The organism is Ruegeria sp. TASC047, assembly GCF_059612445.1.
In genome coordinates, this window is record NZ_JBXWQP010000041.1 from 1 (window position 1) to 14,227 (window position 14,227).

General features: G+C 53.4%; 8 protein-coding genes. 3 read left to right on the plus strand and 5 right to left on the minus strand.

All coding sequences use genetic code 11. From position 1 onward, the window contains the following. Window positions 1-63: 63 nt before the first annotated feature. On the plus strand, window positions 64-1,992 hold the full coding sequence (locus AC2FLO_RS16695; protein ID WP_496754801.1) for a helicase-related protein: 1,929 nt from the start codon (window positions 64-66) through the stop codon (window positions 1,990-1,992). A 19-nt stretch (window positions 1,993-2,011) separates the two neighbouring features. Continuing rightward, window positions 2,012-2,806 (plus strand): hypothetical protein, encoded by a 795-nt coding sequence (locus tag AC2FLO_RS16700; RefSeq protein WP_496754800.1) that lies wholly within the window; start codon window positions 2,012-2,014, stop codon window positions 2,804-2,806. 79 nt (window positions 2,807-2,885) lie between these two features. Here AC2FLO_RS16700 and AC2FLO_RS16705 read toward each other — a convergent pair whose 3' ends face one another. The 3 genes from AC2FLO_RS16705 to AC2FLO_RS16715 all read right to left on the minus strand — a co-directional run bounded on the left by AC2FLO_RS16705 (window position 2,886) and on the right by AC2FLO_RS16715 (window position 11,903). Beyond that, window positions 2,886-4,811 carry a hypothetical protein gene (locus tag AC2FLO_RS16705; RefSeq protein ID WP_496811726.1) on the minus strand — a complete coding sequence of 642 codons (1,926 nt, stop codon included), beginning with the start codon at window positions 4,809-4,811 and terminating at the stop codon, window positions 2,886-2,888. After that, window positions 4,804-9,231 (minus strand): HTH domain-containing protein, encoded by a 4,428-nt coding sequence (locus AC2FLO_RS16710; protein WP_496754798.1) that lies wholly within the window; start codon window positions 9,229-9,231, stop codon window positions 4,804-4,806. The genes AC2FLO_RS16705 and AC2FLO_RS16710 overlap by 8 nt, the downstream gene beginning before the upstream one ends. Window positions 9,232-9,620: 389 nt before the next feature. Further along, complete coding sequence (locus AC2FLO_RS16715) at window positions 9,621-11,903, minus strand: adenosylcobalamin-dependent ribonucleoside-diphosphate reductase (protein ID WP_496754797.1); 2,283 nt, start codon at window positions 11,901-11,903, stop codon at window positions 9,621-9,623. 114 nt (window positions 11,904-12,017) lie between these two features. Between AC2FLO_RS16715 and AC2FLO_RS16720 the strand changes: the two genes are divergently transcribed. Continuing rightward, on the plus strand, window positions 12,018-12,449 hold the full coding sequence (locus AC2FLO_RS16720; RefSeq protein WP_267363648.1) for a DUF1489 family protein: 432 nt from the start codon (window positions 12,018-12,020) through the stop codon (window positions 12,447-12,449). On the opposite strand, the gene hisG is transcribed toward AC2FLO_RS16720, so the two are convergent. Then, on the minus strand, window positions 12,450-13,139 hold the full coding sequence (hisG, locus tag AC2FLO_RS16725; protein WP_496754796.1) for an ATP phosphoribosyltransferase: 690 nt from the start codon (window positions 13,137-13,139) through the stop codon (window positions 12,450-12,452). Next, the gene (locus AC2FLO_RS16730; protein WP_496754795.1) at window positions 13,136-14,224 is read right to left on the minus strand and encodes an ATP phosphoribosyltransferase regulatory subunit; all 1,089 of its coding nucleotides are present in this window, start codon (window positions 14,222-14,224) and stop codon (window positions 13,136-13,138) included. Before AC2FLO_RS16730 ends, hisG begins: the two co-directional genes overlap by 4 nt. Between the last annotated feature and the right edge of the window lie 3 nt (window positions 14,225-14,227).

The window sequence follows — 14,227 nt, forward strand, 5'->3', positions numbered from 1 at the left end:
CTTCGGTCGCTTGTTTGCCATTCTTAGTCCTCCGTTTCCTAAACATAGCGTCGGACCAGTTCAGTGGGGGAGGCTCACCGTGACGCAGAGTTGCCGGTTTATCCTTGGCATGGTGATGTTTCCAGCAGCGTGAAATCCCGCGCAATGAAATCGCCAAAAGGCATTTTGTTGATCACACCTGAATCCCTTGAGGCATTGTTCGTCCGGCGCGGCCTCGAAATTCCACGCCTCTTTGGCGCAACGCGGGCAGTTGTGATCGATGAACTACATAGCGTTTTGGACAGTGAGCGCGGCGTGCAAATGCGCTCACTACTGACTCGGCTGGAAATAGCTATGAAGCGGCCAATCCGTCGTATCGGCTTGTCAGCAACTCTTGGTGATATGAACATGGCCAGGGCTTACCTGCGGCCGGACAACGCCGATGCTGTCAAGTTAATCAAAGCTGAGGGAGGAGAGGCCGAACTTCTCTTGCAATTGCGGGGATACGTGTCTGGTGGTGAAGGTGAAAACACACCTTCGGCAACGGATGCCGTCTCTGAGCACTTGTTTCAGCACTTGCGTGGCAGCGACAACCTCGTTTTTGCAGGCAGGCGTGACCATGTCGAAGTATACGCAGACCGGCTGCGAGAGCTCTGTGAGAAATCACACCTGCCACAGGAGTTCTATCCACATCACGCCAGCCTTTCCCGGGAACACCGGGACTTCGTTGAAAAGCGGCTGAAAGACGCAAACCAGCCGACCACCGCTGTTTGCACTTCGACGTTGGAATTGGGGATCGACATCGGCGATGTGACCTGTGTCGCCCAAGTCGGAGCGCCTTTCAGCGTAGCGGCTTTGCGACAAAGGCTGGGGCGGTCAGGGCGCCGTGAAGGACAACCCGCGATCCTGCGCCAATATGCAATTGAAGCAAGGCTCGATAGCAAAAGCAGCTTTGTGGATCAGCTAAGGCTCGGTTTGGTCCGGTCCATTGCGATGATCGAACTGTTGCTCGAGGGGTGGTGCGAACCCCCGAGACCGGATGCTCTCCACCTTTCCACGCTGGTTCACCAGGTTCTTTCCGTCATTGCAGAACGCGGAGGAGCCCAAGCAAGCAGGCTCTATCGCCTTTTATGTCAGGAAGGACCGTTCCGACAGGTCGGCTCGGACTTGTTCCTGGATGTTCTCAGGGCGATGGGACGAACTGACGCCGGTCTGATCGAACAATCTTCCGACGGTCTTCTGTTGCTGGGAGCGACGGGAGAGCGCCTGGTCGAGCACTACAGTTTCTACGCTGTGTTCAAGACGCCCGAAGAATTCCGCCTTGTAGCAGACGGGAAAGAGCTTGGGACGCTGCCTATTGAGAACATCCTGTCTCCGGGTATGCTCCTCATTTTCTCTGGGCGCAGATGGTTAGTCCAGGAGATCCATGATTTGGAAAAAGTCATCATTGTGAAGCCTGCAAAGGCTGGCGTTCCCCCATTATTTGGTGGTGACCCCGGACTGATACATGATCGCGTCATTGAAAAGATGTTTGAAGTCTTCGAGGGCGATTTTGAACCGGCCTACATGGACCAAGTCGCTTTAGGGCTACTCAAAGAGGCTCGCAGCAGTTTTCGGCGCTGGGGTTTCTCAGGTGCAGCTATCGCGGAACTCGGACAAGCCTCGCACGCTCTCGCAACCCGTTGCGGAACTGTCAAATCGACCACATTGGCCTTGGCACTGGGCGCTGTCGGATTTGAGGTCGAGCAGCATGATGGCTTCCTCTTAGTGAACACTGGAGACGCTGAAATGCAGCTGAATCAAGCTCTTGCACGACTATCATCAAATGAGGCTATGGATTTGTTTGCGCATTCGCCAAGTCTGATATTCGAAAAGTTCCATGGCTATCTGACAGAGGGTTTGCTTGCGCGGGACGCTCTTTCGTCGCGTGTGGACATTGCGATTCTTGACAACATCTTCGCCGCCACAAGGAACGCGGGAAGCGCTATACCTGAGGAGCCATTCAACCCATAAAAAATACTGGAGAGCGGCCATGAATGACGCGCAACTGATGCAAAATTTGTGCTTGAGCAAGAACTTCCTGCATTTAGAGGACAACGAACTCGATCAACACATCTATAGGATTATGAAAGAGCACCATGTCATCAAAATATTCCAAGATAACGAGAACGTGCTAAGCCAAGTCCAAAATTGGAAGGACAAGTTTGAGAACTTTCAATTAAACCTTGGTGGCATCCTCAATGGTGAACCTTTCACATACAGTTTCCGGGATGAATTTGTAGGCCAATGTTGGACGCGTGAATACCTATCTGAAGCAATGTGGGGCATATATGCAAATGATCCCGAACAACGGTACCTCAGAATTCGTTCGACACCGCGTAAGCTTCTTACTTCTCTTGCTGAAGCACATCCCAAGATGCCGCACGAAACCTGTTTTGTAGGGAGGGTTTTATACAAAAAAGAGGGCGATCTCGAAACTTACGTAAAAAACGGTGGCGAACTACAACTGCAATCAAACCGGTTTGCAGAGAGCCTGCTGCTCAAAAGGCGAGCCTTCAAACATGAACGCGAAGTAAGGCTCGTATTTTTCGGTAACACCGAATTGTACGATACTAAGGGATTGTACAGGTATGGGATTAACCCACACAGTATGATCACTCAGATCATGGCCGACCCCAACCGAGATCGCAACAAATGGACTTCAGAAAGATTGAAACTACAGGCCGCCACTGGGTTTAGAGGCAGAATCAAGCGGTCCAAGATTTACGACGCTCCTGCCTGGGCCTCTCCGAGCTTTGGCACCCAAAAATCACCCGATGCACTTTAACGAAAGCCACCTTCATGGATTGCGTTTTAATAATCTGTACTTCGTTACTCTGAACCTTTGGGCAGGGGCTACTTGGTCCCTACCTAATAGAAGCGAGCGCAGCCAAGCCTTTACCAAGCTCAGTCCTTAAGCGTGGTTCAATTGAGCAAATCATTTCTACTGAAGTGCGCAGTTCACCGGATACTTCGGCGCTGACAGAAAAACAGAGTTCATTGATCCATTCTCCGACAAAGTCTTTCCAAGCTTGAAACTCCCGGAAGGCGCCAGCGGACCTCAAGCATATGATCACTTCTTCACTATAACTCCGCTCCGCTTCGGAATCGTCTCTATATGTGCGAGACACAGCCCGTACACTTCTGGCAAGACTTTCGCTTCTCAAACGACTTGCGGCCCCGGCAAGACCGTTCAAAAGATTGATCCTCTCACCACTACTCAACTGGTCAGCAAAGCGAAAATTGCTGGCCCTGATGATCTTAACTGCGCGTTCAGCCTTTTCATCCTGAACAAGGAAAAGCCCTGAGCTATTTATGAGAGCTAAAACACTCTTAACTGTAAGTTTTTCTTCAGAAAGATTGTGATCAAGAATTTCTTCGATTTCTGATGGTATCGGATTCCGAGGAGATGCTTCGCTCCCTTCCAGAGGCCCAGGACAGTGGCTCTCCAATCGACGAAGTGTGTTGAAAGGAGCCTCGACACTCTGCAGATCAAGGGTATCGCGCAATGGTCCTTCTCCCAATCCACCTTTGAGTTTTCCAACTGCGTTGCTCAACCTCCCCAACAACTCTTGCTTCAAGAGATCTGGGTGAATTTGCTCTGGGAACCAGCGTGGCTCAGCCTGAAGGTCCAGTAGGCTTTGAAGGTAGAAACGCATGCCATGGTGCTGCATTATCCAGGCAGACAAGCTTTTTACATCCGCGCCGCCTGCCGCTTCCCTTGCCAGCAATGCGGCATGCGCAAATGTCGCCAACCTCCTCTTAAAGGGTGACCAATCTCTAAGTGTACGCGTTCTGCTAATTTCACTTTCAACAATTGCGACAGCACCCATCATCATTTGTAGAGGCCCAGATTTGTCTTCCGGGTCGAGAGCAATGATTTGCTTCACTATTTCATCCAGGACTTCTCCCAGACCCCGTGAACCAGCGACAGTTGGAAGCGCGGCTTCAACAACCCCTACTTTAGCGAACACGTCACCATGGTCCCGGCACCATTCTGCCAGCACAATGAGTTGCTGTTCGCTGAGGCCTAACTCTCCAAGCTGTTCGCTAAACAGCGGGTGGCTGGAAAGCAGCAGGGCCATTCGCGCACCTTCCACAGTGTCCCATTTCAAATAGTCCGATAGCACCTGGGCGACCACTTCAGATGATAAGTCAGAAAGAGTGCTTGAACAGCCTCTTCCGCACAGGCTTTCGTAATACTCGATGTCACTTGGAACCATGTCTGTGGCATCGACGTCCTCTTTTGACGCCTTCTTCCGAAAACCTTTTAGAAACGCCTGCGGTGTCTTCACGATATCTTGGGAGAACTTCTCCAGTTCGTCATCCGTAAAAGAGCGGTCTCGCAGAATTTTCCTCCAAGAAGCTAAACCATCTGGCGGAAAACCATGCTCGCGTAAAACTTTGGAAAACTCACTGAGTCTTTGCTCCGAGTTGGGTGAAAATGGGAAAAACTCAACCGCGCAGAAACTCTCTTCGGCACTTGAAATTTTCAAGGCAATCCGCCCGTCTGAGATTTCACCACAACTGAAGGTCCAAGGCCTGTTCTCTTTATCGAAGACTTCCGCATGAGAGCTTGGCTCACTGAAAACCGCTCTCACTGAAGCAAAAAAATCTGATCTCGGAAAGGCAATCTGACATCCGTAGGTTATAAACTCCTCTGCTCCAAACCCTACAGATTGGCGAAACTTCCGATCTTGCACCAGCTCTTTGCGTAGAAACATTGGTAGAATGCCGAGCAGAACTGTTCCCTTTTGCACCTCCGCAATATCTTCGCAGAGCCCGTCAGTCATTACTGCCTCCTTCGACCAGGTGACGGGACAAAAGCATCTCTTTAAGAGTTCTGATCAACCATTCATGAACGAACGGATCTTCTGTTCGCAGGTCATCAAACACTTCGTCCTGTAGCCAATCAGAATAACGGTCAGCGGATGCATCATCTTGGATAACAAGGTGTGCAAGAGCCAAGCTGTTGCAAATTATTCCCCAGCCGAATTCTGCCAATCCAGAACCATCATTTTCGGTTACGGAGTCAGCCCAGTTTCGGATATCGAGAAGACCCATCATCCATCGAGATCGAGCTCGAGCCTTTTCGTCTGGAACCTCCTTTTTCCACTGAGACACCAAAACCGAAATAATATCTTTCCTAAATTGCTCAAACCAATACGCCTCTTTCGGCAACACCAGAAAGCGCCGCATCTGACAACAAAGAATATTCTCTCGAAAAGCCTTCAAATCTGCAGTTTCCACCAGTGCTGCGTCTTTGATCTGAGCAGTATCGACGAGCTGAAGCAGCTCTTCCCGACTTGTAGGAAAAAGCATGTATCCCGCCCGCCTTAGGGTCGATCGGACATTCTTCAATTTCACTTGAGAGATTGAGTTTTTTCGGCTCAGCCCCGCGAGAATGTCGAGGGATGTCAGAACAGGTGTTTGGTAACCATCCTCACCTGCATGCTGATACTGGTTCAGATATCGGTCATCACTGACGATACCCTCAACACTGCCAGCAAGCTGCAAAACAGCGACATTGGGGTGCGCCGTGTGCTCTTCGTCACCAAAAACTCTGTCAACGCGAACTTTGCCCGACGAAATACCGTCGCAAAGGACCTTTCTCATACGCTCGATGATGCGACCAAATTCTTCAGAGTTGTCAGCCAATTCGACGAGGGCATTTGCTTCTCGAACTGCACTTGGAGGAACAAACACCTTAAAACCGACATCAGAGAGAGACTTGAGAAGGTTTGTGGATTGGAGGTACGAGACCGAAAGGTCATCCAACAATAGATGTGCCCCATCTTCGATTTTTGGCTCAACAGTCCATCGCTTTTCTTGACGCGAAAGAAACGCCCGTGCCCTGTTTTCCTCGTCCTCCAGAAGAAAGCCAACTTCTGCAAGCTTGTCGACAACAGCCTGACAACTCGCCAAGCATGCTTGATAATGACTGAGGTCTACGGCTGCATCCATTAGGGAGCCAATCTTGTGAACGGGTGCGCTTCTTACAACAACAATTTGGTCGTCGCCCTCGTCAGCATTTGCTGATGTGAGCATTTCCGCCAGCTCGAAATCTACGAGCGTCGCAAGCTCTGCATCAGGTGCCATTGGCGCAACAAACTCAAATACCTTCTTAGTTGTAAGTGCAGTCAACAAAGACCGAGCAGACTTAACCCTGCTCGGCTGGTGAAACGCGAGTTTCTGTCGCTCGGCAAACAACCAGCTAAATGTCGAATGAGGTATGTGTACTTCTTCATAATGCTGAACCACGTCATCAAGAAACCCGACGCTTGCAAGAGTCACAAGCGCTGTGCTGTCAAGAGCCACAGTTCTTACGTCCAGGTTAGTAGCTCCACGGGTGCCACTGAAGGCTGAAATCACGCTTCGCCTTCGAGGATCAGCTTGCTTCTGATTGGCGACAAAGGAGGAAATTTGCATTTCGAGTGACGATCTACGAAGCTGTGCAGCCACCAGGGACAAAGGCATCTCCCCGGACATGTAGCTTTTCCAAACCTCTGCTGAACGCTCATTCCATTCCGGCTGAAGCTTCACAACCTCGTCGATTGAGAAGGATTGGACAGGTCCATCTTCTCCTGACAATTCCGCAGCTTTCTCAAACCATTTGAACACCTCTTCGCCTTCTTCAATTCCGCATTCCGTTGCCGTCATATAACAACCAAGGAGGATATCAGGATTGTCTTCACCTGCAGTAGCCGCTGCCTGAAGAAAGTCACTTAGACGCGGACTGTCGATTGCTCCCGCAAGTCTCGCCACCACGAACAACTCATCCGCAGCCCGTTCCTCTCTGCTTTGCCATTCGCTCTCGACAAAAGCGCTCAACTCCTCCCATCGACCAGAAGCTATCAGCAAATTCTGATACAAGATCCGATCGCTTTGGACGTCTCGTTCAACTCGCAGCTGACGAATAGCAGCGAAAGCTCCCCCAAAGTCACCATTCCGAAACTGAAGCCACGCCTTAGCACCTCGTAAATCATCGGATAATTCAATTAGGTCAGCGGCATCCGAGAGAACTATCTCAACTTCCTGATCCCGTTCATTAGCTGTTAAAAGACGAACCACGCGTTCTGTCTCTTCTATGGAACGTGTTTCATCGATCAACTTCCGAGCCAGCACAAAGAAGCGCTCTGAATATCCCTGCTGTCCAAGCCGGTGAACCAAGTTTGCTAAGGCTACAGTTGTAGAGGTTTCAGTGTATTCTCTTTCCAAGTCTTCAAGGTCGGGACCGGTGGCTCCCTGCTTGATAACCTTTTCAAGTCGTTGTCTTTGATGTGAAGTGACTTTGGGCGATTTTCTACCGAGTGCGTCTTTAGCTGGCTCTATCATTCCAGCTTGGATGCAAGCTCGCACCTCGAACTCCAATACGAAGTCAGCGTTCAGGTGTGCTTCCAGAAGGTCCCTATGAGACACGAAATAGGCCAGCGCGCTTTTTGGTTCTTCAATAGAGTTTGCCATAACAAAACGGCAAAGAGCGACTTCAAAGCTGCCACCAGGGTTTCTTGCCTCTTGGCTCGTAAGAACCTCCTCGACTTTTTCCCGGTCCACTTTCAATTCAAAACCCAAACCAAGTGGAACATAGTGAAATGCTGTTTTCTGGTCGTTTAAGAATGAAGTTAGACGATCTTGTGCGGATTGCTTGTGGTCCGGGTCATGTAGCTCTACCCAGAGAGCTTGGGACTCATATGTGTGCTGAACCTCCAGCCCATACTCTTTTGCGGCATCTCCCGCTTTCCGAAAGAGGTTTATGGCAGTTCTTCGAATCTCTATGGAAGCGTTGTCATCCCACATCGGCACTTGGCCTCGGGCAAAAAGAACTGAACTTCCGATGAGCCTTCTAAAGTCCTGAGGGACTACACTTGAGAGATGCGCAATCCCAGCAAGATTGAACAAGGCCGGCGCTTTAACAAAGTCACTATCGGTTAGAGACTTTACGAAATTCAGTGCCCCTTCCCAGTCTTGGGCTTCCAACATACAACCAAGTAGAACAACTTTTCCGTCTGAATCAAAATCGTCGGCCGCGAAATTTGCGTTTTTTAACCACTTCAACGCTTCTTTCGCGTTCTTTTCGTGAAGAACCATCAAAAAGGCGGCAGTGACTCTGACTGGACTTTCCAGAGGCGCGAGCACTCTTAGGCCCTCTCGCCAGTTTGAGAGACCGGCTAAGTTCGCTTTTGCAATCGCGGCTCCTTGGGAGACACCGAGTTCTTCAGAATCCTTGATGGCTGTTTCTACAACCTCTCTGTTTTCAGACCGCGACAACCACCTTGCACATGCACCAAGAGCCTCAGCACGAACTTGATCAGAAGCCTGTGCAAATTCTCCACTTCTGAGTTTGGCAATCATTTCCAAAGCAGACTTAACGACGTTGCTGCCCGGGAAGAAACGAGATTTTCTTAGCGTTTCAGTTTCTGATTGGACTTCATCGTCGAGTAACTGGCGAGCTTTTCCGCTTGGCTGCTGTCCAAGTCCATGTTCTCTCACCTTTCGGTCAAAGAGCTCATCAAAGGCCTCCTCGCTCTGGACAAGGCGATGTCTAAAAAATCGCGCTCTTACACGTGGCAGCTCATGTAGGAGCATATCAATATCGGCAGGCCGAAGAAGTTCATAAGAAAAGGCGTGGAGCCGTTGCTTCACAAGATCCAGTTTGTCCGCCCCTGTAAACCCCTTAAAACTCTCATAGTTTTCGATCACTTCTTCAAGAAATCCCAATATTCTGTCGTCATTCTTCTCGAGCCACTGAGCAGGTGATGTGAAGAAATCAACAGTCGTGCCGGTCGGATCAGAAGAAACCGCAAGAGAATATTTGAATGGAAGGCCATCACAGAGCAGATCGGGGAAAAGATCCGCAAACAATATGAACTTGATGATCTCTCTTAGTGTCTCTGGGGCACTAAATGAACTCTTTAGCCGCTTGCATTGAATCAGCCCAGCAGGCTTGCCATTCAGCGTCAGCCAAACGTCCCTACCTTGGTCTGCGCCAACAACCATAAGGGTAGCCTTATCGTAGTACTCCTGGTGCTGTGTTCGCTTGCGAGAGAGTTCCCAAAGCAAGAGCTCAAAACCCTGGTCGGTAAGGCTGTTTAGCGGGGCTTGTTGCGCACCCGCTTCAATGTCCTCAATTTTTGAAACTGCTTCGAGCTCTCTATCGATTGCATCGGCACTTAGAATTTCTAACAAGCCATTATTATCCTTGCTAAATTTCACCCTTAGATCTTGCCTTAGCTTCTATGATCTTGGGCGCGAAGCGAAAGTCAAACATCCACCCACTAACTGTGGCACATCCCTCAAGCGAACCGAAAGCTAACGCCACCTGACAAATTGGAATCACGTTTTTCCGCGTATTTTCAGCGCACAAGCTATTGGCACTTGGCGGCATCCGCAATCGAGGATTGCACGTGGACTGAGTGCCAACACGAGCTTCAGCCTTAACAAAGAGCATTCCGCTGTACCTTTTTTCAACAGGTACCGAACATCCGAGCCATCGCGGATCTCTCAGCGATGGCAATCTTTTAGTCGTCAGAATTGGATTCTGAACTGGTCAAATTGCAAACTGATGCGTGCTTTCACAGCGGTTCACGTTCAGCGCTTCATACCTATCCGCATTTGGAATGACCGCAGCTGCGGCAGGTCATGCAGCCTTCGATCATGACCATGTCGTACTGACCGCAGGACGGGCAGGCTTTGCCGCGTGGCGCGTCCAGGTTCACCACTTGCGCCTGGGGATCGGATTTCAATCCCATCCCCTCGCCTTCCAGAAAGCCGATGGCAACCATGTGCTGTTCGATCACGCCCCCGATCGCGGCCAGGATCGATGGGATATACTTGCCTTTGACCCACGCCCCGCCGCGCGGGTCGAAAACGGCTTTCAGCTCTTCGACCACAAAGGACACGTCCCCACCCCGGCGGAACACGGCCGAGATCATCCGCGTCAGCGCCAGTGTCCAGGCGTAATGTTCCATGTTCTTGGAGTTGATGAACACTTCGAACGGGCGGCGGCGGCCCGAGATGATGATGTCGTTGATGGTCAGATAAATCGCGTGCTCGCTATCGGGCCATTTCAGCTTGTAGGTCGACCCCTCCAGTGATTGCGGGCGATCCAGCGGTTCGGACATGTAGATGACGTCGCCGCCTTCAATTTCATGAGGCGCATTCGCGCTTTCCCCCGGCACCTTGTCATCGCTTTCAGAAACGGTCAGAACCGAGCCGGTCACATCGTTGGGGCGATAGGTCGTGCACCCTTTGCAGCCCTGATCCCAGGCCTGCATGTAGACATCCTTGAAGGCGTCAAAGCTGATATCTTCCGGGCAGTTGATGGTCTTGGAGATCGAGCTGTCGATCCATTTTTGCGCTGCCGCCTGCATCTTGACGTGATCCGACGGCGTCAGGGTCTGGGCATTGACGAAATAGTCCGGCAGCGCTGCGTCGCCGAACTTGTCGCGCCACATCTGAACGGCGTAATCCACGACCTCTTCTTCGGTGCGCGAGCCGTCTTTTTGCAGAACCTTGCGGGTGTAGGCATAGGCAAAGACCGGTTCAATCCCCGACGACACGTTCCCGGCATAAAGCGAAATCGTGCCCGTGGGCGCAATCGAGGTCAGCAGAGCGTTGCGGATACCATGTTCGCGGATCGCATCGCGGACGTCGTCATCCATTTGCTGCATCGTGCCGCTGGCCAGATATTTCTCGGCGTCGAACAGGGGGAACGCGCCTTTCTCCTTAGCCAGATCGACCGAGGCCAGATATGCGGCTCGGGCGATTGCGTGCAACCAGCGTTCCGTCTGGCGCGCCGCCGCGTCGGACCCATAGCGCAGGCCCAGCATCAGCAGCGCATCCGCAAGACCCGTCACGCCCAGCCCGATGCGGCGCTTGTCCTGCGCTTCCGCCTCTTGCTCGGCCAGCGGGAATTTTGACGCGTCCACGACGTTATCCATCATGCGCACGGCTGTCGCGACCAGTTCCTGCAACGCCGGTTCATCCAGATGCGCGGCATCCCCAAACGGTTCGGCAACCAGCCGCGCCAGATTGATCGAGCCCAGCAGGCAAGCCCCGTACGGTGGCAAAGGCTGTTCGCCACAGGGGTTCGTCGCGGCGATGGTTTCAACATAGCTCAGGTTGTTGGCCTGATTGATGCGGTCGATGAAGATCACGCCCGGTTCAGCATAATCATATGTGGCCTGCATGATCTTGTTCCACAGATCGCGCGCCTGAACGGTATGATAGATCTTGCCGTCAAATTGCAACTCCCACGGGCCGTCGGCCTTGACCGCCTCCATGAAGGGATCGGTCACCAGCACTGACATGTTGAACATGCGCAGGCGGGCCGGGTCGGATTTGGCGGTGATGAACTGTTCGATATCAGGGTGATCGCAGCGCATGGTGGCCATCATCGCCCCCCGGCGCGAACCCGCGGACATGATCGTGCGGCACATTGCGTCCCACACATCCATAAAGCTGAGCGGGCCCGAGGCATCTGCCGCCACACCTTTCACATCCGCGCCACGCGGGCGAATGGTCGAGAAATCATAGCCGATCCCGCCCCCCTGCTGCATGGTCAGCGCGGCCTCTTTCAGCATGTCAAAGATGCCGCCCATGCTGTCGGGGATGGTGCCCATAACGAAGCAGTTGAACAGTGTCACCTGCCGCGCGGTGCCTGCGCCAGCAGTGATGCGCCCGGCGGGCAGATATTTGAAATCTTCCAGTGCCTCGTAGAACCTGTCTTCCCAATGATCCGGGTCGTCCTCGACCCGCGCGAGGTCACGGGCGATGCGTCGCCAGCTGTCTTCAACCGTCTGATCGATGGGCGTGCCATCCGCCTGTTTGAAGCGGTATTTCATGTCCCAGATCTGCTCGGCGATGGGGGCGGCAAAGCGGCTCATTGGTGATTCCCTGTGCTGAAAGAGGTATCCAGACTAACACCCACTACACCTTGATGAAAGCCAATCCTGAGCTACAATGGATAGATAGCAAAGGGACGACTCTGTGGGAAAGCTGTGGATAAGTACGTGAACCTCATCAAACTTTCGGTTGGTTCGGAAAGCGTGGACTCTCTGATCGCGTGGCAAGACAGCCGCAAACCGCTTTATGAGGACGGATATCCGCGCCACGTAACCCGCATGTGGCCCAAACGTGATGCCGAGATTCTGAATGGCGGATCAATCTATTGGGTCATCAAGGGTGTCGTACAGTGCCGTCAGCGCATTCTGCGCCTGGACGAGGTGATCGGCGAGGACGGTATCCGCCGCTGCGCCATCGTTCTCGACCCTAACGTACATCGGACCCAGAACGCCTTGAAACGCCCGTTTCAGGGGTGGCGATACCTGAAGCCCGAAGATACACCAGCCGACTTGCCGAAAGGGCGCGCGCAGGATGACACCCTGCCCGATGATCTGAACCGCGCCCTTGCGGATATCGGTGTGCTGTAGTTACCGCAGCCGATCCAGCAATTCCGTCAGAACCGCCTTATCCGCCGCGTCGACCTTTGCAACCCGGCTGCGCCACAACGTGGCCTGCGATTGCAGGATCAGACCGTCCGACAGGATCTTGAGGTGGTTTGCCCGCAGGGTTTCACCTGAGGAGGTGATATCAGCAATTGCCTCGGCTGTTTCGTTCATGACCGTACCTTCGGTCGCCCCCTGGCTGTCGACCAGAGTGTAATCGGCCACGCCCGCGTCGGTCAGGAACTCCCGCACCAGTCGGTGATATTTGGTGGCGATCCGCAGCCGGTGGCCATGGGTGTTGCGAAATGCTGCTGCTACCGCATCGAGATCGTCCAGCGTGTCCACATCGACCCAGCAGGCAGGTGTCGCGATGATCAGATCGGCTTTGCCAAAGCCCAGTTGCGCAATCTCTTCGACCTGCTGTTCCCAGCGTGGCAGCTTCTCATGCACCAGATCGATGCCGGTGACGCCCAGATGAATACGGCCCGACGCAAGTTCGCGCGGAATCTCACCCGCCGACAGCAGAACCAGCGAGACGCCGTCAATCCCGTCAACCCTACCCGCATATTCCCTGTCCGAGCCGTTGCGGGACAGCATGATGCCATGTTTTTCGAACCATGAGACGGTCTTTTCCATCAACCGGCCCTTCGAGGGCACGCCCAGTTTCACACTCATTGCGCGGCCTCCTCGATTTCAAGCATCAGGTCCGGGCGGATCACGCCACCGATTGCGGGGATTTCGGCCCCATCCCCCAAGCGGCGCGTCAGCGCATCATAGCGCCCACCGGTGGCGACGGGCGGCAGGTCGGGACGGCCTTCGGCGTAGAACCCAAAGACAAACCCGTCATAATATTCCATTGATGTCCGGCCATAAGACGCTTCGAAATCCAGCCGTGCAACATCGACGCCACGCGCTTGCAGGGCTGCGATCCGCGCCTCCAATCGGTCCAGCGCCGGGGTGATCTGCGGCAGATCCACTGCCACATCCATCAGCTGTTCCAACGCGAAGGGCATGGTTTCACGCACATTCAGCAGCGTTTCCAACCCGGCCAGCTCATTGTCAGAGATCGGCGGCGCAGCGCGATCTTCGCGCAGGGCTTTAATCCGGTCGGCAATCTCGGGCGCGCGACGCTTGCCGATCATCGGAACATCAATCGCCATCGGGTCGTCCGCGTCCAAAAGCGCGTCACGGCCTTCGGGCCCCGGTTTACGCCCTGCAAACCGGTCCAGCAGCGCACGAAACCGGCGCGGCCGCCACAGGTGCCGCATCAGCGCGGCCTTGCGGCGGTCTGTGGTCCGAAGCCCTTCGACAGCCGCGGTTAGGATACCGATATCCCCGGTCGCTGCGCGCAGAGGCAGCCCGCGCAGTTGCAGTGCCATCAGCGAAAACACTTCGGCATCGGCACCAGCGGGATCATCGCGGTCAAAAACCTCGTACCCCACCTGAATATATTCGTTCGAACGGTCCGGGTCGTGTTCCTGACGGCGGAACACCTCACCTGAATAGGTATAGCGCGCTGGCTCGGCCCCGTCCCGCATGTGCATCTGAACAACAGGCAGGGTAAAGTCCGGGCGCAGCATCTGCTCGCCCCGCAGCGCGTCCGAGGTCACGTAGGCACGGGCGCGGATATCCTCGCCATAGAGGTCCAGCAACATTTCAGCGGGTTGCAACAGCGGGGTATCCACCACCTGCGCGCCCGCAGCCTCGAACCGGACACGCATCATCGCGGCACGGGCCTGTATCTGGGAACGGTTGGGCATGGG

Bases quoted from the DNA above. Each gene is read 5' to 3' on its own strand.
- AC2FLO_RS16700 (WP_496754800.1), top strand. From the start codon at position 2,012: ATGAATGACGCGCAACTGATGCAAAATTTGTGCTTGAGCAAGAACTTC.
- AC2FLO_RS16705 (WP_496811726.1), bottom strand. From the start codon at position 4,811: ATGACTGACGGGCTCTGCGAAGATATTGCGGAGGTGCAAAAGGGAACA.
- AC2FLO_RS16715 (WP_496754797.1), bottom strand. From the start codon at position 11,903: ATGAGCCGCTTTGCCGCCCCCATCGCCGAGCAGATCTGGGACATGAAA.
- hisG (WP_496754796.1), bottom strand. From the start codon at position 13,139: ATGAGTGTGAAACTGGGCGTGCCCTCGAAGGGCCGGTTGATGGAAAAG.
- AC2FLO_RS16730 (WP_496754795.1), bottom strand. From the start codon at position 14,224: ATGCCCAACCGTTCCCAGATACAGGCCCGTGCCGCGATGATGCGTGTC.